Here is a 21,503-nt window from a genome sequence, read left to right as displayed (position 1 = left end):
GCTGCGATTGGACTGAGGACTGCCCGGTTGAGGCCATCGCGACGGCCTGGGACATCTACAAACCCCAACTCGACGCCTACGTCCAACGCGCATTGGACCCGCGAGAGGCACCCTCTTACGGCGTCCCGGGAGATGAGTGAATAGATGGCATGCGGACTGGACGGCGCAAGGCACTTGCGCCACCATATGCGGGCCGACTGAAAGCCCAAATATGCCTCTCCGATTCACCTTGCGCCAGCTGGAGTATTTTGTTGCCGCCGCTGATTGCGGCAGCATTGCTGCGGCCAGCCAGAAACTGAATGTCTCCTCCCCGTCGATCTCGACCGCAATCTCGCAGTTGGAGCGCGAGTTAGGCATGCCGCTTTTTGTGCGCCAACGGGCGCAGGGCCTGAAGATGACCGAAGCCGGGCGAACTTTGGCTGCTCAAGCCCTGCGCGTGCTGGACGAGGCGACCGAAATGACGCGCCTTGCAGGGGCGGTGTCCAGCACGGTGCAGGGACCGCTCAGACTGGGATGCCTGGTGTCTTTTGCCCAAATCGTGGTTTCCGGCCTGCGTCGCAGTTTCGAAGATGAATATCCGGCGGTTCGTACCTCGCAGGTCGAGATGACCCAGGCCGAGATTTTTGCAGCTCTGCGCCGTGCCGAGATTGATATGGCGTTGACCTATGACCTCAACCTGCCGCCGGACCTGGAGTTTCATGGGGTCAAGAACCTGCCGCCTTATGTCTTTCTGGCGCCGGAACACCCGTTGGCTGATCGTGAAAGTCTGACGGTTCATGATCTGGCGACCTATCCAATGGTGCTGCTCGATCTGCCGATCAGTTCCGAGTACTTTCAGTCGTTTTTCACCCGAGAGGGGCTGCGCCCCGTCATCAGCGAACGGACGCGGGACATGGCCGTGATGCGCAGTCTGGTGGCAAATGGATATGGGTATTCCATCGCCAATTTTCGCCCGCTCAACGATGTTTCGCCCGATGGCAAGCCATTGAAATTCGTGCCCTTGGTCGGCGAATTGCGCTATTTGGCGATGGGAGTTCTGACAGTTCCGGGGGCCACCAGCAGCAGCACCAACGCAGCCTTTGTCGAGCATTGCCGGGCAAAGCTGAATGAATGATCAGTTCGCCTCGGCTGGTTGTTGTTTCTTTTCGGGCCAGAATTCGTCAACCACCACATAGGCCAGGATCACGAAACACGCGGCGCTCGCGACTTGAAGAACGCGGGTGATGCTTTTGACGTCGGCCTCGTCCGAAAAGGGGGCGATTGTTCCGCCGTAAACGACGAGTGCCGTGGTAATCGCTGATCCGGCGGCAGCCGCCAGCGGGGTGCCCGATTTGCCCAACGCACCAAGCGCGAAGCAGAAGAAAAAGCACAAAAGGATCGGGGTCGCGAGGACCGGGGCGATCACGTTGATTTCGTAGCAGATGATCGACACGGCCGCACCCAAGAGGTTCGCGGTCAACATCGCCTTGGCCACGGTTTTGCCCGCCGCAGGCATGGCGGCCAGTTGCTGGCTGAGCAGGGCGACAAAGAACAGAACCAACAGGGCGGAAGAGCCAATCAAAAAGAACCACATGGCGAAAGGAACCGTGACCAGTGTCATGCGCATGATGCGCCGGTTTCGATCAAAATCCTGGGCGGCTTGCGCCTTTTTTTGCGCCTCCTGTGAGGGAGGTTGCGCCGGAATCAAGGTGAACATCAGCGTCGATACGCAGCCTGCAAAGAACAGGTTGGCCGGGATCCAGAAGACCAGGACCAGCGCCAGGTCCTGGGATTGCAGCGCAAGGTTGGGGATCATCAGTGCTCCCATAAGGGCGATGACGCCGGGCAGAACGCCTGCACCGGACACGGACCAGACGAACGACAGGATAATCCCGATGGCCACCAGAATCAGAAACACGACTGCATAGGGCGCAAAAACCGACGACAAGATGAATGAGATCATCATCAGACCAACCGAAAAGACAAACAGCTTGCCAAACGCTGCGACTGGCAGGCCCACGGGGGCTTGTAGAAACAGCGCTGCAAACACCGCTCCGATCGAGGCGAGGGGCCAGCCAAAGAGCAGCCCCAAGCCAAAAACGGCTGTCACCCCGATCGCAAGGCGAAGGACAGAATTGTGCGCCTCAGTACGCATAGGTCATGATTGAAACCAGGCGGATATAGGCGCGTCCGACCATGTTCAGCAGGCCGCCATCGCCGAGGTACATTATTACATCGGCCTGTCCATTTAGCTGGAACCGTAGGTCATCCTCGGCGTTTCCGGCCTCATACCCAGGGAGAATGATGCGAACGGGGAACCGTTCGGGTTCACGCAAAAACCCCTTGGTGCTTGGGGGGCTGGCCAGCTCACCGGGTTGATCGCCGCCGCTGATCGAGACGGCAGAGCTGAAGCTTTCGATCACACCGGGCACGACCCGTCCCGGGTGCATGTCCAGAACGACCTCAACGGGTGATCCCACCTGGGCGTTGCCCAGGTTGTTTTCGGTGAAATAGGCCTCGATCCATAGATCAGTGGCATCAAGGAATGTCAGCAGGTCCTGGCCGGACCTAGCATAGGTGCCGGGCGCAATCAGAAGGTTGGACACCACGCCTGTCGCAGGTGCCTTCAACTCGGTCCATTCCAGATCCAGTTCCGCATTCGAAAGGTCTGCTAAAGCGCGTTGGATCTTGGGGTTGTCCGTGCCTTCCTGACCCAACCGCTGTTTGGCTTTTTCCAGATCGGCTTGGGCATTTTCGAAATTGGCCACGGATTCGGCCAGTTGCCCGCGCGCGTTGTCAGCTTGCGAAATCGGCACCAGCCCTTTTTTCTCAAGCGCAAAAACCCGTTCGCTTTGGATGCGCATGGTGTCCAGATCGCTTTGAGCGCGGGCAAGTTTGGCCTGCGCGGCGCTGACCTCGGCTGAAGAGGCGCCCACATCCTGGGTTGCGGCTTCCAGATCAGCCTCGGCTTTGGCCTTGGCGATTTCATAGGGTCTGCGGTCAATGCGCACCAGAACGTCGCCGGCTTCGACGATTTGACCATTTTCAACCAGAACCTCGGTTACAGTGCCTGTCACCTGAGGCACGATCTGCGTGGCAACGGCTTTGACCCGGGCGTTGCCGGTGAACGGCGTGTTTCGATCGGCAGTCAGATACCAGATCATAAAGATCACGATGACTGCGAGCGTGCTCCAGATGGTTTTCCTCATTCAGCAGATCCTTCTGCTGTGTCCGGGGCTTCAGGTATTTCGATCCAAACCTTGAACAGCTCATAAAATACGGCAAACAGAACGGGCCCCATGAAGACGCCGACGAGACCATAGGCCATCATTCCACCCAGAACGCCAATCAGAATGACCAGCATCGGGGTTTCCAGACCCTTTGAGATGAAAATGGGCCGCAGGAAGCTGTCCATGATCATCGCGGGAATGGCCAGTACGGTGAAAATCAGGGCCGATCCACCGGACATCGAGCTCCACGCGTAGATGATCAGCGGCAACAATACGAGGCCGGGCCCGATTTGGATGATCGACAGGATCAGACAGATAAAGGCCAGCGTTGCGGCGGAAGAGATCCCGAATACTGTCAAGAGAACCCAAATGACAAAGGCCTGAATGGCCGCAACCCCGATCACCCCTTTGGTCACATTGCGAATGGTCGCACCGGCCAGGGTCACGAACTCTCCGCCGCGGGGGGCAAAAATGCGATTGGCAAAGCGCTGCAAACCTTGCACCACCTGCGGGCCGGGGCCAAACAGGGCACCCATTATGATCACGGACAGGGCCAGCGCCAAAAGCCCGATGCCGATACCCAGAACCTTGCTGAAGAGGGTTTTGGTAACTTCCAGGATTTGGGGCCCGTATTTCGCCATCGCCGCATCAAGGTTACGTTCGAACAATGACCAGACGTCTGCCAGTTTGCTTCCAACCACAGGCAGATCCTTTAGCCCCTCAGGTGCGGGGGGGATCTTGAGTTGACCGCTTGCGGCTTGTTCTGAGAACTCGGAACCAAGCTCGGCCGCGCCGGACACGGCGGTTGCCACAGGCCCCAGCGTCAGCCCCAAGCCGACCAGAACCAGAAGAGTCGACGCCAACCCCTTGCGGCCTCCCAGTTTGGACTGCAACCAGTCAAAGGCCGGATAGAGCGCCACGCACAGAATGGCGGCCCAGATGACAACGCTGGCCAATGGCGCGACCATGACCAGCGCGCTGTAGAGGAATAACCCGAGAAACAGCAACCGTATTGCGAGATCGATGATCTTTGCGTCCTGCGTCTTTTCCATTCCATCCCTCCAAGATGTTTGTTTTGTAAACGATACACTCAAAAATCATCATATGAACATTTGAATCTATATTGGCCTGAGCCTTTGTCACGATTCCCCGTTGCCATCCTTGTCATCGGATTGCGAAAGGATTGTGTTTGCGATTGTCGTGGCAGCGGCCACAAAAATGCCCAGACCAATCAGGATGTAGAACATCGTGAAGATCTTGCCTGCCGCCGTTTCCGGCGAGAAATCCCCATAACCTACAGTTGAGATGGTCACGACCGAGAAATAGATGGAATCAAGCCAGCTCCAGCCCTCGACATATCGATAAAACACAGAGGCCCACAGGATCATCCCGACTGTGATTACAAGGATGCCTTTGACCCGCCCGTCTTTGAGCGCCACGTTAATCCCACGAAAAATACTTTTTAACGTTCCCATGAATGTTTCGTCCCCGTTCGACACATTTGTTTTGTCCTCGGTGGTGCGTGTCATCACGCGATAGCCGAGGTAAGGCCTTGCATTGGGAAGAGTTTCTCCAGTTAAGCGTGGGTCCGTTGACTTGTCAAACTCTGGGTTGTGTTTCGCATGTTGGCTGTTGGCCATATGCCATTGGGCAGGTCGAGATTCTGTTCGCGGCATGTGTTGTGAAGCTGTAGCCTGCTCGATAAAAAGGTTCACGTAACAATCAAAGGTCGTAGATCCGCATGAGTGCCAAAGATGTCAGTGACACTATCACCCCGGTCATCCTGTGTGGGGGCTCGGGGACACGGCTTTGGCCCCTGTCGCGCAAAAGCTATCCAAAACAGTTTGCGAACCTGATCGGGGACCGCTCGCTGTTTCAGGGCACCGCGGATCGGATGAGTGGTGAGAGCTACACTGCGCCCATCGTCCTGACCAATTCTGACTTTCGGTTCATTGTGACCGAACAATTGATGGAGATCGGGATCGATCCTGGCGCCATTCTGCTGGAACCCGAAGGGCGTAATACGGCGCCTGCGATCCTGGCGGCGGCACTATGGATGCAAAAGCAGGGTCAGGACGGATTGATGCTGGTGGCCCCATCGGATCACGCCATCCCCGACGCTGATGAATTCCGCGCCATGGTGGCCCGCGGGGCCGAAGCCGCGCGCGAGGGGCAGCTGATCACCTTTGGTGTGGTGCCGGATCGTGCGGAAACGGGTTATGGATATCTAGAGCTTTCACGGGTCCCGGAGGATGGCGACGACGGGTTTATTCCGCTAAGCAAATTCGTGGAGAAGCCTGATGCGGACAATGCCGCGCGCATGATGGCCTCTGGTCAACATCTGTGGAATGCGGGCCTGTTCCTTTTTGCGCCCGAAACCATCATCGCGGCCTTTGAGCAGCATGTGCCGGACATGGTGGGCCATGTTAGGCAGTCGCTGGATGAGGGGAAAACTGATCTGGGCTTTTTCAGGTTGGCCGGGACGCCTTGGCAGAATCTGGATGACATTTCCATCGACTATGCAGTGATGGAAAAAGCCGAAAACATCGGAGCGGTTCCGTTCAATCACGGTTGGTCCGACCTGGGCGGCTGGGATGCCGTTTGGCGTGAGATGGAACAGACCGAGGGTGGCGTTGCTCTATCAGGCGAGGCCACGGCGATTGATTGTGAAAATACAATGCTCAGGTCTGAAGACAGCAGCATCGAGGTCGTTGGCATCGGCCTGAAAGACATCGTGACCATCGCCATGGCCGATGCGGTTCTGGTGGCGGATGCCAACCGCGCGCAAGACGTGAAAAAGGCGGTGACCGCACTCAAGAAAAAAGAGGCCAAACAGGCCGAGCTGTTCCGCAAGGATCACCGCCCCTGGGGCTGGTTCGAAAGCCTGGTGATTGGCGAGCGGTTTCAGGTCAAGCGGATCATGGTGCATCCGGGTGCCGCGCTGAGCTTGCAGAGCCATCATCACCGGTCGGAACATTGGATCGTGGTCGAAGGAACCGCCAAGGTCACTGTCGACGACACCGTGACCTTGGTGACCGAAAACCAGTCAATTTACGTGCCGCTTGGCTCGGTCCACCGGATGGAAAATCCCGGCAAGGTGCCCATGGTGCTGATCGAGATCCAAACCGGGTCTTACCTGGGTGAGGATGACATCATCCGGTACGAGGACGTTTACGCTCGCGACTAGTTAGCAAGTTAAGCTTGACGGTTGCAAAATTGGTGACGACCTTGCCCTATCCGCGCGTGCCCTATGGCGCGCGCTTGGCATCGTGGAGATTTCGTCATGAGCCGTAAGGCCAAGAACATCCTGTTCGTCATGTTCGACCAGCTGCGGTTTGATTACCTCAGCTGTGCTGGACACCCGACCTTGGAAACCCCGCATCTGGACGCATTGGCGGCCAAGGGCGTTCGGTTTTCGCATTGCTACGTGCAATCGCCTATTTGCGGTGCGTCGCGGATGAGCTTTTATACCGGGCGGTATGTGCACAGCCACGGCTCAGCGTGGAACAATTTTCCACTCAAGGTGGGCGAGGTCACCTTGGGTGATCATCTACGCGCGCGCGGCATGGACAGCTGGCTGATCGGCAAGACACATATGAGTGTGGATCAAGAGGGTCTGGATCGCCTTGGTATCTCGCGCGATGGGATTATCGGTGCGCGGGTGGCTGAATGTGGTTTCGACGTGTTCCTGCGCGACGACGGGCTGTGGGGCGAAGGGCCTGCAGGGTTCTATGACAAGAAGCGCTCGCCCTACAACGAGTACCTCAAGGGGCAGGGGTACGAGGCCGAAAACCCCTGGCAGCACAATGCCAATGCAGGTGTTGACGAGGATGGCAATGTCGCTTCGGGCTGGTTCATGCGGCATGCCGACAAGGCGGCCAACATCCGCGAGGAAGACAGTGAAACGCCTTGGCTGACCTCTCAGGCCATGGAGTTCATCAAAGCGCAGGATGCGTCTGGATCAGGCCCCTGGATGTGCCACCTGTCGTACATCAAACCGCATTGGCCCTATATCGTGCCGGCGCCCTACCACGACATGTACGGCGCCAATCACGTGTTGCCGGTCGTACGGTCCGAGAGCGAATTGGAAGACACGCACCCGGTTTACGAGCAGTTCATGCAAAACGAGATTGGGCAGACGTTCAGCATGCCGGGCGTACGCGAAAAGGTGATCCCCGCCTACATGGGGCTGATCAAGCAAGCCGACGATCAGATGGGCCGCCTGTTCCGATGGCTGGAAGAGACTGGGCATATGGATGACACGATGATCGTCGTGACCTCGGACCATGGCGACTATCTTGGTGATCACTGGTTGGGGGAAAAGGACCTGTTCCACGATCCTTCCGTTCGGGTGCCGCTGATCGTTTATGATCCCTCCGAACAGGCTGACGCGACCCGTGGCACGGTTTGCGATGCGCTTGTTGAAAGCATCGACTTGGCGGCGACCTTTGTTGATCTGGCAGGCGGGGACGTGCCTGATCATGTGCTCGAAGGGTATTCTCTGCTGCCATTCCTGCACGGTCAGACCCCGGACACATGGCGCGAATTTGCGGTCAGCGAATACGACTACTCGGCCACGCCCGAAGCAGCAGCACTGGATCTTGATCCCAAACAAGCGCGGTTGTTTATGCTCGCGGACAATGAGTGGAAATTCGTCTTTGCCGACGGTGGGTTCCGACCGCTTCTGTTCGATCTGAAAAACGATCCGGACGAGTTGAACGATTTGGGGGCTGACCCGGACTACGCTGAAGTCGTTGAGATGTTCCTGGGGCGACTGTCCGAATGGGCTCGCCGCCCGTCGCAGCGGACAACCGTAAGTTCTGAGTTTTTGGAAGGCAAGCGTACGGGATCGTCATCCTCGGTAGGAATCTTCATTGGGGTTTATGACGAGCGAGACCTACCGCCCGAGGTCATCGAGAAGACGATCACCTACAAGTAGGCTGCACCCGCACGCGAGATGAACGAAAGCCCGCCGTCTTACGGCGGGTTTTTTCGTGCTTTTGATTCGCCGAATGTGGGGAAAATCCACACGAGAGCCCACGGATTTCACTGCCAAACCGGCGTCATAAAAATTTCATATGGATTTTTGTGGCTTTTCGAGTGCTTTTGTGTGTTTCATTGCGGCCATGGAAAGTGATGCCGACAAAATCCCACATCGGGGGCACGAACTGCTGAATGTTCTGGCCCGTCTTGGCGGGTCTGCGCGCAACGCTCAGATCGCCCAGGTGATGGGCGTGTCCGAGGAAACCGTGCGCCGTTTGGTCAAGGGATTGGCCCAGGCCGGGCGGGTCGAGAGGGTCCACGGTGGCACCTATCTGCGCGGCTCTCCGGACACGCCGATGTACTCTGGCGCGTTGGAACAGAACTCCTCTGAAAAGACCGAAATCGCACGTGCGACGCTCGATCTGGTTGAGGATGGGATGACTGTTTTCATCAATGTCGGGTCGACCACGACCTATGTCGCCGAACAACTGCGCGAGCGTAAGTCTCTGATTGTTGTGACAAATTCGATTGCTGCGGTTGCGGCGCTCGCAGATCACAACAACAACCGCGTGTTCATGGCCGGGGGTGAAATCCTGCCATCCGAGCGTGGAACGTTCGGTAGCGCGACCGAAGAATTCGCGCGCCAGTTCAACTATGATTTGGTGATCTTCGGCTCGGATGCGATCTCGGCCAAACACGGGTTTCTGGCGTCCAATCCGGACGAGGCGTCGCTGACCCGCGTGCTGACCAACCAGAGCGAAAAGGCAGTGGTCACCGCAGACAGCCGCAAGTTCAACACACGGGCGCCGATGGTGGCCTGTGATCCCAAAAACGTCACGCATTTGGTGACCGATCAATCCCCTGATGTCGGGCTGCGCGAGGCGCTTGACGGGTGGGGGATCGAGGTCCGGATCGCTCAAAGCCTGTCAAAAAAATGAAACATAACGCCAATAACCGGGGCAAGTCGCGGGTCAACCGCTCCCCCTCAAATCTCAACAGGAGGTAACATGAAAAAGCTTCTTCTATCCGGCGTCGCCGCCTTTGCCCTGCCGGGCATGGCCGCGGCTGCAAGCTGTCCGACCGTCACCGTGGCGGACATGCAGGGGGTCGCCGCAGGCGCATTCCCGCAGCAATTCGAACTGGCCGAATTCCAAGGCGCGGCATCCTGCGAGCTGGCCTTCGCGGCCAACCCGGCGATTGGTGATCTGAACGCCCGCATCCGTGGCAATGGCGAACTGCCTGCGCTGGCCGATCGTCTGCCGACCGAGCCGTTGGTTGTCGCACCCTATGACGCGGTTGGCACCTACGGTGGTCAGTTGGACGCGCTGTCGAACGCCACGGAATCCGGCACCTCGGACTTCCTGTCGGTGCGCCACGTCAACCTGTTCCGCTACTCGGACGACTTGCAGACCGTGGTGCCCAACGTTGCCAAGTCGTGGGCCTGGAACGATGATTTCACCCAGCTGACCGTGACCTTGCGTGCGGGCCACAAGTGGTCGGACGGTGCGCCGTTCACCGCCGCGGACGTCGCGTTCTGGTACAACAACCTGATGATGGACACCAACGTCATTGCCGAAGCCAAGGATTATGCCCTGGCCGGCGGCAAGCCGATGAAGGTTGAGGCCGTCGATGACGTCACCGTCACATTCACCCTGGAAGCGCCCAAGCCGGGCCTGATCGAGACGTTCTCGTTCACATATGTGCAGCCGTTCCAGCCGAAGCACTTCTTTGAGCAGTTCCACCCGGCCCTGAATGATCAGGCGGATGCGAATGCCAAGGCGCTTGGTTACGAAGGTGGCTATGACTTGATCAAAGCCTACTATGGCAACTCGGACTGGATGGACACGCCGTCGCCGATGCTGACGGCAGGTGACAAGCTGGCCGGGCTGCCGCGCGACACCATGCCAACGCTGGAAAGCCACATCCTGGTGAAAGAGACGACCGAGGGCCGTCACTATGTCGCCAACCCCTACTTTTTCCAGGTCGACACCGCAGGCAACCAGCTGCCGTACATCTCGGAAATGGACGAGATCTATGTGGGTGACGAAGAGGTTCGCACGCTTAAGCTGCTGAACGGCGAGGTCGATTACAAATCGCAGGCAGTGAACCTGACCTCGGCCCCAGTCCTGCTGGAAGGCCAAGAAAAGGGCAACTATACCGTGGACGTCAAGCCGGGCATCGCCAGCCCGACCATCGCGTTCAACGTGACCGCCGAGGATGAGGCCCGCCGCGCCGTGTTTGGCGACGTGCGTTTCCGCACCGCCATGTCGGTTGCCATCAACCGCGACGAACTGAACGAAGTGACCGCATTTGGTCTGGGCACGCCGACGCAGTATATCGGCTTCTCGCCGCGTCCTGATTTCATCGATGCCAAGTGGTCGGATCACGAGGCTGGTTTCGACCCCGAGCGCGCCAAGATGCTGCTGGACGAAATGGGTCTGGTCGATCAGGACGGCGACGGCGCACGGGATCTGCCCGATGGCTCGCCCTTTGTTCTGGATTGGCAGTTCTCGACTCAGGCAAGCTCGGCCCAATTGGTGGAACTGGTTGCTCAAAACTGGACCGATGTTGGCGTGAAAACCACCATCAAAGAGGTCACCTCGGACGAGTTCCGCTCGGCGCAATCGTCGAACCAGCTGGACATCACCATGTGGGGCAAAGGCCAGCCAGCCGGTTCCATCCTGGGCGATGGCGAGATCTGGGTGCCGCCGTTTGATGGCTACTTTGACGTGCGCACCGGCATGCTGTGGGCTGAATACATCAGCTCGAACGGCGAAAACGGTGTTGAGCCGCCGGCATGGGTTGCTGATCTGAAAGCTGAACTGGACACCTATCAGTCCTCGGCTCCGGGCACCGATGCGTCGATTGCAGCAGCTCAGAAGATGGTCGAAATCATGGCTGGCGAAGTGCTGTTCATCGGCACCGTGAACGCGCCTGCCCCGATCTACCGCTCGAACAACCTCCAGAACTTCACCGAATTCAAGACGCAGTCCTATGAATTCTACCGGACCTATCCGTACCGTCCGGCGCAGTGGTTCCTGACCGAGTGATCGGGTTCTGACAACACGACACGAAAGCGGGCGTTCGCGCCCGTTTTCCAATACCCAAAGGGAAGACGATGTTCCAATTCGCCCGATTTGCGGCAACTCGCGCGGTGATGGCACTGATCACGCTGATGATCGTGTCACTCGTGGTGTTTTCGCTGATGGAGCTGGTGCCCGGCGACTGCGCCGAGCGGTACCTGGCCTACAAAAACACCCAAGGGTCGGCGATCACGCTGGCCGATATCGAGGCCGAGCGCGCCCGGCTGGGATTGGACCGCCCCTTCCTGACCCGGTGGGCCAGCTGGCTAAGCGGTGCCTTTCGCGGTGAGTTTGGCGACAGCTGCATTCTGCGGGTGAACATCGCGCAGCTGTTGGGCGACAAGTTCTGGATTTCCCTCTGGATCTGCCTGGGCTCGCTGCTCTTAGCTTATATGATTGCCATTCCTGTTGGCATCATCTCGGCCGCGTCGCGCAATGCGCTGCTGAACAACTCGCTGCGGATCGTCAGCTATCTGGGTCTGGCGATGCCCAACTTTCTTCTGGCGCTGATGATCATGCTGGTCTCGACCGTCTATTTTGGCGAGACGCTGACGGGGCTATTTTCGCCCGAATACAAGGACGCGCCGTGGTCGTGGGACAAGTTCGTTGACTTGCTCAGCCACGCCTGGTTGCCGATTTTCATTCTCGGGTGGTCTGCCACTGCCTTTGCCCTGCAAACCGTGCGCGCGCTGATGTCGGACGAGATTGGCAAACTTTACGTGACCGCAGCAGAGGCGCGCGGCATCCACGGGGTGCGGTTGCTGTGGCGCTATCCGGCGCGCCATTCCTTGGGGCCGATCGTGAATTCGCTGGGGTTTGACCTGAACCGCATCTTTAACGAGCTGCCCATCGTGGCACTGATCCTGACGCTGACCGAAGCCGGTTCGCTGCTGCTTGAAGCATTGGCGCGCTCGAACGATCAACAGCTTGCGGGCGCGATCATCTTTTTGCTCACGGCATCCATCGTGACGCTGAACTTTCTCACGGACATGCTGCTTGCGGTCATCGACCCGCGCGTCCGCAAAAGCATCCTGAGGTAAGCCGATGACCACGACAACGAAAACAACGGCGCCAAACCAAAAGGCGAAAGAGGCCTATTTCACCGCCTCACAAGGGCAGCTGATCTGGGCCCGGTTCAAGAAACAGAAGGCCGCGATGGTGGCGGCAGTTGTGCTGCTGGTGTTGATCCTGTCGGGGATGTTTGCCCCTTTCCTGTCGCCGTATGATCCGACTGTTGCGGGCCGGGATAAGGATTACCTGAACGGCGCGCCGCAGATCCCCAAGTTCTGTGATGAAAACGGCTGCTCGATGCGCCCGTTCCTGTACACGGTGACACGCGAGCGGTCTTTGGCGACCAATTTCCGCTGGGTGGAAAAGATCAACAAAGATGAGCGCCGCTATATGCAGTTCTTTGTGAAGGGCGACGACTACAAGCTTTTTGGCTTTATTCCTGGCAACATTCACCTGTTTGGTATGGAGGAGGGCTATGTCCACTTGTTCGGCACAGACAGCGCAGGCAAGGACATTTTCAGCCGCACATTTCATGCGGTCTGGACCTCGTTGCAGGTGGGAACAATGGGCGTCGTCATCTCATTTGTGCTGGCGCTCGTGATCGGGGGCATCTCTGGCTACTATGGCGGCTGGCTCGACAGTGTGATCCAGATGGTGACAGATGCGATCCGAACGGTGCCTGCGATCCCGCTGTTCATGGCGATTGCCGCCTTTATCCCGCCAGAATGGTCGGCAGAGACGCGGTTCTTCTTTATATCGATGATCCTCGGTTTGATTGGCTGGCCGACGCTGGCCCGCCGTGTCCGGACCCATCTGCTGACGGAGCGGAACCAAGAATACGTGCTGGCAGCGCGATTGTGCGGGGCATCCCCCAGCCACATCATCCGCCGCCATCTGCTGCCCAGTTTCACCAGCTATATCATCGTCGATCTGGTGATTTCCTTCCCCTACATGGTGCTGAGCGAGACGGCCTTGTCGTTCATTGGTCTGGGACTGAAAGACCCCGTGAATTCCCTTGGTGTGATGCTGCAGAATGTGACCAAGGCGGACGTGCTGTTGAACTATCAGTGGTATTTCATCCCGGTCATCTTCTTTATCGCGCTGGTCATGGCGTTTGTATTCGTGGGTGACGGCCTGCGTGACGCTGCCGACCCCTATTCGGAGACCCGGAAATGAGCCTGATCGACGTTGAAAACCTGACGGTTCAGTTCAAAACCGACGAGGGGCTGGTGACGGCCGTCGACGATGTTTCATTCTCGCTGAAACCGGGTGAAGTGATGGGGCTGGTGGGCGAAAGCGGCTCGGGCAAGTCGGTGACGGCCAAGTCGCTGATGAAGCTGAACGCGCGCAACACTGTTTACGGACCCGACAGCCGGATCACCCTGCATTTGGATGACGGGCCTGTTGATGTGATGGGCCTGAAGCGGCCACGCGACATGCAGGTCGTGCGTGGCGGGGCGGTCAGCATGATCTTTCAGGAACCCATGGCAAGCTTTGCGCCGGCCATGACCATCGGCAGCCAGATGGTCGAGCAACTGCTCATTCACACCAACATGAACAAGAAGCAGGCCAAAGAGCTGTCGATCGAGATGCTGGATCGGGTTGGTATCCTGGACCCGTCGATACGGTTCGGCCAATACGCGTTTGAATTGTCGGGTGGGATGCGTCAGCGGGCGATGATCGCCATGGCGCTGTCGACCAAGCCCAAGTTGTTGATCGCGGATGAACCTACAACTGCATTGGATGTGACCATTCAGGCGCAAGTGCTGGATCTGATGCGCGATCTGGTGGCTGAATTTGGCATGGGCATCATTTTCATCACCCATGACCTGAGCGTCGTGGCCCAGACCGCCGACAAGGTGGCGGTGATGTATCTGGGTCGTATTCTGGAAAGCGGCCCGGTGCGCGATGTGATCCGAACGCCTGCACACGCCTATACCCGTGGGCTTTTGAACGCCTTGCCCCGGCTTGATGATCTGGACGCGCCATTGACACCCATTCCCGGTGACATCCCCTCGCCACTTGAACGCCCCAACGGCTGCGTGTTCCACCCCCGCAACCCGGAATTGCAACCGGGATCACGCTATGAAACCGAACGCCCGCCCTTGACCGAGGTCACCCCCGGTCATTTCGCGGCCCTGTTCCCCGAAGACGTGCCGAGCCTGCCATGACCAAACCTCTGATCAGAACCAAGGATCTGTCGGTCGAGTTTTCCATCGGCGGCAAGATATTCAACAAAAAGACGCTCAAGGCGGTCGATGACGTGTCGTTCGAAATCCCGCGCGGGGCTTTTGTGGGTGTTGTGGGGGAAAGCGGATCAGGCAAGACCACATTGGGGCGCGCGCTGTTGAACGCCGTCGATATTACCGGCGGTGAGGCCGAATATGATGATGGCGAGGTGCAGTTTGATCTGACCGACATGTCGCCCGGCGATCTGAAAGAATACCGCCGCCGGGCGCAGCTGATCTTTCAGGACCCTTACGCGGCGCTCAGCCCCCGCATGACCGTGCGCGACATCATCGCCGAACCGCTCGAGGTGATGGGGCTGACCAAATCGCGCGAGGAAACCGACGCCCGCGTGCGCGAGATCGCCGGCAAATGCCGGTTGAACCTGGAACACCTGCGCCGTTATCCGCATGCGTTTTCGGGCGGTCAGCGGCAGCGGATTTCCATTGCGCGAGCACTTGCTAGCAACCCGCGTTTCGTGATCGCGGACGAATGCGTGGCGGCTTTGGACGTTTCGATTCAGGCGGACATCCTGAACCTTCTCAAGTCGTTGCAAAAGGATCTGGGGCTGACCTTCATGTTCATCAGTCACGACCTGTCGGTGGTGGCCCATACCTGCGACCACGTGGTGGTCATGTATCACGGCAAGATCGTCGAAAGCGCCCCCACGCGCGAGCTCTTTGCCAATCCGCAACAGGACTACACACGAAATTTGCTGGCGGCGATCCCATCGCTGGATCCGGATCAAAAGTCGCGCGCACCCGCGGTGGGGTGATGCGCGCAAAGGTCCGATGTCGTCAGCCGGCGCCCGTTTCCCCATGGACGGGCGCCTTTTTTAGCTTGTGCCGATCAATGCTACGCCAACGGCCATGAGGACTGCAGCCCCTAGACGACGCTTCCAGTTGCCCTCGCCAAGGAGAAGAAAGCCAATCAACGCGGCAAATATGACGGATGTCTCGCGCAAAGCGGACACCGCGCCAAGGGGGGCAAAATTCTTGGCATAAAGCACAAGGCCATAGGCCGTCATCGACACTAGCCCACCAGCAAGCCCAAGCGCCCAGACCCGTGGGGGCAGGGCGGACAGGGTGGCGCGTTTGCGGATCGCGACAAAGCCCGCGATGAAGATGTGCAAAAACGCGCCCCAGGCCCAGTAAGACAAGGTGTTGCCTGACAACCGTACGCCGATGCCGTCGACCACGGAATAGATCGAGATACAAAACCCGGTGCCGACCGCAAACCCTAGCGCCGCGCGCCCCACGCCTGAACGCAAGGCTTTCCAGCTGCTCAGTTGGATGCCAAGGGCGATCACCGCGATGCCAACCCAAGCTTGCAGCGGCAGAACCTCGCCCAACAGCAACATGGCCCAAAGGGACACCAGAGCGGGAACGATGCCGCGCGCGATGGGGTAGACCACGCTCAGATCCCCGTGCTGATAGGCGCGACCAAGCATGTAGTAGTATCCGAAATGCACCACGGTCGAGATTAGGATGTAAACAAAGCTTTCGGCATTGGGCAGGGGCAGCAGGCTGACCATGACGGCTGCGGGCAGAACATGGCCAAAGGCCACCAGGCCAAGGGTGGTCGTTCGGTCTGCCGCCGTTTTCACGATGGCGTTCCAGATCGCGTGCAGCAGCGCGGCGGACAAGATGATGGCGATAACAGAGACGGACATCAGTGATCAGCTCTCGGAGACCGATTTTGGCATGTCTTCGATCAGGCGCGTTTCCAGCAACTGCCCGCTCTGATACAGGATCGGGGTCGCAACGGCGGCGATATGGCTGTTGAAATCGCGAAAGGCGCGCAGGGTTTCCAAGTGAACGTCGCTGGTTTCAAAGCTCTGCACCTTGCCGGTTTGCAACCGTCGGAAATGCCGCTTGCGGCTGTCCCGCTCGGCGCGCTTGACCTCGGTCTTTTCGTTGTTGAGCAGGCGCGCGCTTTCCAGATCGTCCGAGATCAGCACGTTTGAGGCAAGCTGCATGTTGGCCAGAATGGTCTCGTGCATCTGTTGCAGCTCCGACCAACCCTCTTTTGAGAACTGTTTGCCCGTTTTGCGCAGATCGCCGGCCAGAACGGTCAGGCGTTTGGCCACCACATCGCCGGCGGTTTCCAGGCGAACGGCATATTCCAACATGTCGCGGGCAATCCCGGCGTCCCGTTTGGTCATCTCATCCACCGGCAGAGCTGCGACAAAGGCGCGGATGCCGGACAGGCATTCGTTCACTTCGACGTCTACGGCCTGAATGGCGCGGATCTGATCCTTTTCCCCGGATTTGTACAGCCGCAGAGTTGGGCGAAACATCGCCTCTACCAGATCAGCCATGCGCAACAGTTCGCGTTTCAGACCCGAGATGGCTTGCGCAGGTGACCCAACGTTGGCCGGGTCCAGGGCGCTTGCAGGTTTCGTCATCTGCTCGACGTCATGTGCAGGGGCTGCCTTTGGCATAAGGCTTTCCATCGGGCCCTTGAGCACCCGACAGAAAGGCAGGGCGAGCAGCAGCAATGTGGCGTTGAAGGCAAGGTGGGCGTTCACTAGCATCTGACCTCCATGTCCGCCCCCGAGCAGATCAGCAGGCACTGCCAGATTGATGGCAAACAGGCTGATGATGGCCCAGGCCCCCCGCAGGCCAAGGTTGGCCATGGGGATACGTCTGGCGGGTATGTCCATGCCTCGGGTCAGCCAGACAGGGATGAATGCACTGCCCAGGTTGGCCCCCAGAACCAGTGACAGACCGGCGGCAAATGGGATCGCTCCGATCTGTACCAGCGTCACGCACATCAGGATTGCTGCGACCGAGCTGTGCATCACAAAAGCCAGTGCCGCCCCCACCAGGAAAGCGGTGATGTAATCGCGGGCCAGATAGTCGGCGATGGCAGGCAGAAAGGCGCTGTCCCGGATCGGGTCCATCGCCTCGCGCAGGAACCTGAGGGAGATCAGGATAAAGGCGATTCCCATCAGGATGCGGCCCATCTGGCGGAGCTTCTTCTGTTCGGTCTTCACGAACAGCCAGCCACCGATGGCCAGCAATAAAGGCACCAGCCAGTCCAGTTTGAACGACAGGATCTGAATGATCAGGGCCGAGCCCAGATCGCCGCCCAGAACAATCGCCAGACCTGCACCGAACCCCAAGAGACCCGACGCCGCAAACCCCGACGTCAAGAGCGCAACTGCGGCCGAGCTTTGCAGGACAACGGCCATGCTCAAGCCCACAAGACTGGCCTGCACCATCGAGTTTTGCCCGGTCATCACCCGCTGGAATGACGCGCCATAGCTGCGTTCGATCCCGGTGCGGACCATGCGTACGGCAAAGAGCAACAGCATCGTTGCTCCGGCAAGGCTTATGAGGAAACTGACGATTGCCACGGGTTTATCCGTTCACCAAAGCAAGTAGCTCGGCATGCAGCGTCGGTGTTGCCGCCGATACAACCCGGCCATCCGAGTTCAGATCCAGTGGCTTACCGTTCCAGTCGGTCATAATCCCGCCCGCCGCCTCGACCAGGACCGAGACCGGCAGGAAGTCATAAGGTTGCAGGTCATAGTCGACCACCGCATCCACATGGCCAGCCGCCAGCAGAGCATGGGGGTAGCAGTCATAAGACATGCGTCGCGTTTGCCCCGACTGCATCAGGCGGTCAAAGGCGCCCGGGTGGTCGCGATAGATCTTGTCGCCTTCGTTCACATAAAGGATCGCCTGATCCAGATGCTGCACGTCCGAGGTCTGGATCACCTCGCCGTTCATCTTGGCGCCGACGCCCTTTTCGCCAACAAAGATTTCACCCAAAGCGGGCATTCCGACAACTCCGAGCTTGGGCGTTCCGTGCTGCAGGTGGGCCAGAAGGAAGCCGAAAAGCGGGTTGCCTGACAGGAACGAACGCGTGCCGTCGATGGGGTCGATGATCCACAGATCATCCTTGTCGACCCCGTTTGCGCCATGCTCTTCGCCAAAGATCCCGTGATCAGGGAAATGCTTACCAAGATAGGCGCGCACTTCGGCCTCGATCCCCTTGTCGGCTTGGGTGACGGGGCTGGCGTCGGATTTGAACTCGACCCCAAGTGAGCCGCGAAAAAAGCCGCGCGCGGATTCGCAGGCCATCTCGGCCACTTTTTGGGCGTGCGTGACGCAGTCATTCATCGTCATTTGTGTCTTCCGTTTGTCCCGCGACATGAATTGCCACGCCCCAATCCTTGCAGGCGGCGCGCAGGCGTTTGTTTGGCGTGGCGTCGGTAAACAGGGCATCAACCTGCCGCATATCCGGGCCGCAATGGGGGGCTGTGGTATCGAATTTATGGTGGTCGATCACAAATACTTTCTGATCGGCGTTTTCTGCGGCCACGATGGCCAGCGTCGCTTCGATCGCGTTGGTGAACAGGACGCCTCTTTTGTGTGAAAGCGCGTCCGCGCTGAGGATCGCCATGTCAAAGACAAACCGCCGTATCTGGCTTTCGGTGACAAACCCAAATGTCCCACGTTCGTTTCCCTGCATCTCTCCACCCAGAAAATGCACGCGGTTGTTGTTGTGATTGACCAGTGTTTGCGCCACCCCGATCGAGTTTGTCACCACTGTCATGTTGTGCCGGGCGCGCAGCTCTTCGCTGACAAAGGCTGTGGTCGAGCCGACATCCATGAACAGGGTCATCCCGTCCTGGATGTGCTCTGCGGTGGATTTGGCAATTGCGCGCTTTTCGTCTGGATATTGGGTCATCCGGCTGAAAAAGCTCAAACCAGCCTGTGTGTCGGGCAGAAACGCACCGCCATGCACCCTCTCCAACGCGCCTGCTTTGGCCAGTGCCTTGATCGTGCGGCGGACTGTTTCTTCGGACACATTCAGAACACGGGCCAATTCGGCACTGCGGGCCGAACCGCCAAGCTGGCGCAGGGCGTCGAGCAGTTCAAGTTCGCGATGCGAGTGCGTCGGTGTTTTGTTCATGGCATCCACAGTAATCCACAAAAACCCACAGTATCTGAAAAATAATGGTCAAACAACAACAGTTCGCAATGGACTTTCATGAATTCACCCTCTTTTCATGTGCGGGAAATGGCGTTTATGTGGGGCAACTCTTGAAGGGTGAGAGATCGTGATGGAAAACCGCAAGAATGTTCTGTTCATCGTCATTGACCAGCTGCGCGCAGATTGTGTCTTTGGCCCGTTGGCGCAGCATGTCGATTTGCCGAACTTACGTGGCTTGATGGACGAGGCGGTCACCTTTCAACGCCATTACTCGGTCGTGAACCCCTGTGGGCCGTCGCGCGCGTCCCTTTTGACCGGGCAATATGCGATGAACCATCGGTCGGTCCGCAACGGAACGCCATTGCGTCATGACACGCCCACAATCGCGTCCGAGATGCGCAAGGCGGGCTATACGCCCATGCTCTTTGGCTACACCGACACCTCGCAAGACCCGCGTGCCTTTCATCCAAAAGACCCTGCGGTGAGGACGTATGAACACCAGATGGCCGGGTTCCAAGAGATGGTCGAGATGCGCCTCGAGATGTCCTATCCTTGGCGGTCGCACCTGAAATCCAAAGGGTACCACTTTGATCAGTACGAGGACGTGTATGAACCCGTCTCTCCAGCAGGTGAGGTGCCAAAGATTGATGACCCCGCGCTGTATCGAGCCGAGGACAGCGATACGGCCTTTCTGACTGACCGCTTTCTGGCGACGATGCCGGGATATGATGATCACAGCTGGTTCGCGCATCTTACGTACATCCGCCCGCATCCGCCTCTGGTAGCACCTGCGCCGTACAATCGGATGTATGATCCGACGTCTTTGCCGATGCCGTCCCGGCTGGCGACCCAAGATGACGAAGCCGGAGTGCATCCGTTCTGCTCTCCTTCCATGGCCAATGCTTCGCCCGCCACTTTTGTGCAGGGCTTCCCGGATCTTGAGGCCACGGATGAGACCATCCAGACGCTGCGCGCGATCTATCTGGGTTTGGCGAGTGAGGTGGACGCGCATATTGGGCGTATCATCTCGTTTCTCAAGGACAGCGGTCAATACGACGACACCTTGCTGATCGTGACCGCAGATCATGGCGAGATGTTGGGGGATCGGCATTGTTGGGGCAAGTCGAGCTTTTATGACGCATCTTACCACGTGCCGCTAATCATCCGGCAGCCGGAAAATACGGCGCGGGCCGGGACGAAAGTTGAGCGCCCAACGGAATCCATCGACATCACGCCCACAATCCTGGAATGGGTGGGGCAAGAGGTGCCAAATGCGATGGATGGGCGCTCATTGTTGCCGCTTTTAGCGGGCAATGAGCCCGCAAGTTGGCGGACTTACACCTTTTCCGAGCTTGATGTCGCCGATCCCATCGCGCCGACCCATTGGGAAAAGGCGCTTGGTGTTGGCCCCAGTGACGCAAGCCTTGCGGTCTTGCGGGACGCGCGGTTCACACTGGTCGAGTTTGCCGCGGATCTGCCGCCGGTGCTGTTTGATCATCAGCGCAACGGCGAGTTCGAGAATCTGGCACAACATCCGGACTATCAGGGGGATCGGGCCCGCCTGACCCGCACCATGTTGCGTCACCGGATGCGCAACGCCGATCACACGCTGTCGATGACGATGATTACGCCCGAGGGGCCAAAGTCGGGACGCCGTTAGCCCGCGGGCGACCAGCGGCGCGATTGTTCGCGGTCGTCGGCGTATGATGCTTCGAACACCGGGCTGGCCAAGGTGGCGCGAACGTGCAGCGTTTCCTCGCCTGTATTACGGAACCCATGCATGTTGCCCGCCGGGATCAGAACCGACATGTTGGCGCTGGCCTGGATGACCTCATCATTCAGCCAGATCTCTGCCGTGCCGGAGATGACCTCGAGGACTTCTTCGACGGCATGTTGGTGCAGCGGCGCACCAAGCCCGGGTTCACAGTACTGCTCGAAAATGCACAAAGTGTGCGAGCCGGTCAGTGCCGAGACGCGCATGCGGGTTTCAACGCCGGGACGCCAGGTTTCGGTCGGCTGGGTGTCATGGGTCAGATGCGTCATC

General features: G+C 58.5%; 19 protein-coding genes and 1 pseudogene. 11 read left to right on the top strand and 9 right to left on the bottom strand.

The features are described 5' to 3' along the window. Together TRL7639_RS23405 and TRL7639_RS21785 are read left to right on the top strand one after the other, a co-directional pair. Positions 1–140 (top strand): annotated as a pseudogene (locus tag TRL7639_RS23405) (DUF1028 domain-containing protein); the annotation flags it as partial. A 71-nt stretch (positions 141–211) separates the two neighbouring features. Beyond that, positions 212–1,114, top strand: coding sequence for a LysR family transcriptional regulator (locus TRL7639_RS21785; RefSeq protein ID WP_085798016.1), 903 nt, complete (start codon positions 212–214; stop codon positions 1,112–1,114). Here TRL7639_RS21785 and TRL7639_RS21780 read toward each other — a convergent pair whose 3' ends face one another. The 4 genes from TRL7639_RS21780 to TRL7639_RS23400 all read right to left on the bottom strand — a co-directional run bounded on the left by TRL7639_RS21780 (position 1,115) and on the right by TRL7639_RS23400 (position 4,924). Continuing rightward, positions 1,115–2,134 carry a DUF2955 domain-containing protein gene (locus tag TRL7639_RS21780; RefSeq protein WP_085798015.1) on the bottom strand — a complete coding sequence of 340 codons (1,020 nt, stop codon included), beginning with the start codon at positions 2,132–2,134 and terminating at the stop codon, positions 1,115–1,117. Next, positions 2,124–3,188 (bottom strand): HlyD family secretion protein, encoded by a 1,065-nt coding sequence (locus tag TRL7639_RS21775; RefSeq protein ID WP_085798014.1) that lies wholly within the window; start codon positions 3,186–3,188, stop codon positions 2,124–2,126. The genes TRL7639_RS21780 and TRL7639_RS21775 overlap by 11 nt, the downstream gene beginning before the upstream one ends. After that, entirely contained in the window at positions 3,185–4,261 is a 1,077-nt protein-coding gene (locus TRL7639_RS21770) for an AI-2E family transporter (RefSeq protein WP_085798013.1), read from the bottom strand. Before TRL7639_RS21770 ends, TRL7639_RS21775 begins: the two co-directional genes overlap by 4 nt. Before the next feature lie 87 nt (positions 4,262–4,348). Beyond that, positions 4,349–4,924 (bottom strand): potassium channel family protein, encoded by a 576-nt coding sequence (locus TRL7639_RS23400; protein WP_235820487.1) that lies wholly within the window; start codon positions 4,922–4,924, stop codon positions 4,349–4,351. 26 nt (positions 4,925–4,950) lie between these two features. Here TRL7639_RS23400 and TRL7639_RS21760 point away from each other — a divergent pair, with 26 nt between their 5' ends. The 8 genes from TRL7639_RS21760 to TRL7639_RS21725 all read left to right on the top strand — a co-directional run bounded on the left by TRL7639_RS21760 (position 4,951) and on the right by TRL7639_RS21725 (position 15,287). Further along, positions 4,951–6,396 carry a mannose-1-phosphate guanylyltransferase/mannose-6-phosphate isomerase gene (locus TRL7639_RS21760; protein WP_085798012.1) on the top strand — a complete coding sequence of 482 codons (1,446 nt, stop codon included), beginning with the start codon at positions 4,951–4,953 and terminating at the stop codon, positions 6,394–6,396. 96 nt (positions 6,397–6,492) lie between these two features. Beyond that, positions 6,493–8,148 (top strand): alkaline phosphatase family protein, encoded by a 1,656-nt coding sequence (locus tag TRL7639_RS21755; RefSeq protein ID WP_085798026.1) that lies wholly within the window; start codon positions 6,493–6,495, stop codon positions 8,146–8,148. Positions 8,149–8,335: 187 nt separating this feature from the next. Then, positions 8,336–9,130, top strand: a complete 795-nt coding sequence (locus tag TRL7639_RS21750) for a DeoR/GlpR family DNA-binding transcription regulator (RefSeq protein WP_085798025.1) — start codon at positions 8,336–8,338, stop codon at positions 9,128–9,130. Positions 9,131–9,199: 69 nt separating this feature from the next. Next, a complete protein-coding gene (locus TRL7639_RS21745; protein ID WP_085798011.1) occupies positions 9,200–11,242 on the top strand; it encodes an ABC transporter substrate-binding protein in 2,043 nt (680 codons plus the stop codon). 68 nt (positions 11,243–11,310) lie between these two features. Continuing rightward, positions 11,311–12,315: an ABC transporter permease gene (locus tag TRL7639_RS21740; protein WP_085798010.1), complete on the top strand. Its 1,005-nt coding sequence runs from the start codon at positions 11,311–11,313 to the stop codon at positions 12,313–12,315. Between the two features lie 4 nt (positions 12,316–12,319). Further along, positions 12,320–13,462 carry an ABC transporter permease gene (locus TRL7639_RS21735; RefSeq protein ID WP_085798009.1) on the top strand — a complete coding sequence of 381 codons (1,143 nt, stop codon included), beginning with the start codon at positions 12,320–12,322 and terminating at the stop codon, positions 13,460–13,462. Further along, on the top strand, positions 13,459–14,457 hold the full coding sequence (locus TRL7639_RS21730) for an ABC transporter ATP-binding protein (RefSeq protein ID WP_207559708.1): 999 nt from the start codon (positions 13,459–13,461) through the stop codon (positions 14,455–14,457). The genes TRL7639_RS21735 and TRL7639_RS21730 overlap by 4 nt, the downstream gene beginning before the upstream one ends. Further along, the gene (locus tag TRL7639_RS21725; protein WP_085798008.1) at positions 14,454–15,287 is read left to right on the top strand and encodes an ATP-binding cassette domain-containing protein; all 834 of its coding nucleotides are present in this window, start codon (positions 14,454–14,456) and stop codon (positions 15,285–15,287) included. Before TRL7639_RS21730 ends, TRL7639_RS21725 begins: the two co-directional genes overlap by 4 nt. A gap of 60 nt (positions 15,288–15,347) precedes the next feature. On the opposite strand, the gene TRL7639_RS21720 is transcribed toward TRL7639_RS21725, so the two are convergent. Genes TRL7639_RS21720 through TRL7639_RS21705 form a run of 4 tightly spaced genes read right to left on the bottom strand, consistent with a single transcriptional unit; the run spans position 15,348 to position 19,438 of the window. Next, on the bottom strand, positions 15,348–16,184 hold the full coding sequence (locus tag TRL7639_RS21720; RefSeq protein ID WP_085798007.1) for an EamA family transporter: 837 nt from the start codon (positions 16,182–16,184) through the stop codon (positions 15,348–15,350). 6 nt (positions 16,185–16,190) lie between these two features. Further along, entirely contained in the window at positions 16,191–17,873 is a 1,683-nt protein-coding gene (locus TRL7639_RS21715) for a Na/Pi cotransporter family protein (RefSeq protein WP_085798006.1), read from the bottom strand. 4 nt (positions 17,874–17,877) lie between these two features. Further along, on the bottom strand, positions 17,878–18,648 hold the full coding sequence (locus tag TRL7639_RS21710; protein WP_085798005.1) for an inositol monophosphatase family protein: 771 nt from the start codon (positions 18,646–18,648) through the stop codon (positions 17,878–17,880). Beyond that, positions 18,635–19,438, bottom strand: a complete 804-nt coding sequence (locus TRL7639_RS21705; protein WP_085798004.1) for a DeoR/GlpR family DNA-binding transcription regulator — start codon at positions 19,436–19,438, stop codon at positions 18,635–18,637. Before TRL7639_RS21705 ends, TRL7639_RS21710 begins: the two co-directional genes overlap by 14 nt. A gap of 151 nt (positions 19,439–19,589) precedes the next feature. Between TRL7639_RS21705 and TRL7639_RS21700 the strand changes: the two genes are divergently transcribed. Next, positions 19,590–21,119, top strand: coding sequence for an alkaline phosphatase family protein (locus TRL7639_RS21700; protein WP_085798003.1), 1,530 nt, complete (start codon positions 19,590–19,592; stop codon positions 21,117–21,119). On the opposite strand, the gene TRL7639_RS21695 is transcribed toward TRL7639_RS21700, so the two are convergent. Further along, positions 21,116–21,502: a cupin domain-containing protein gene (locus TRL7639_RS21695; protein ID WP_085798002.1), complete on the bottom strand. Its 387-nt coding sequence runs from the start codon at positions 21,500–21,502 to the stop codon at positions 21,116–21,118. The genes TRL7639_RS21700 and TRL7639_RS21695 overlap by 4 nt on opposite strands. Position 21,503: the final 1 nt, after the last annotated feature.

This window comes from Falsiruegeria litorea R37 (assembly GCF_900172225.1).
Classification (GTDB): domain Bacteria; phylum Pseudomonadota; class Alphaproteobacteria; order Rhodobacterales; family Rhodobacteraceae; genus Falsiruegeria; species Falsiruegeria litorea.
This window is presented reverse-complemented; position numbering and strand designations above follow the sequence as displayed.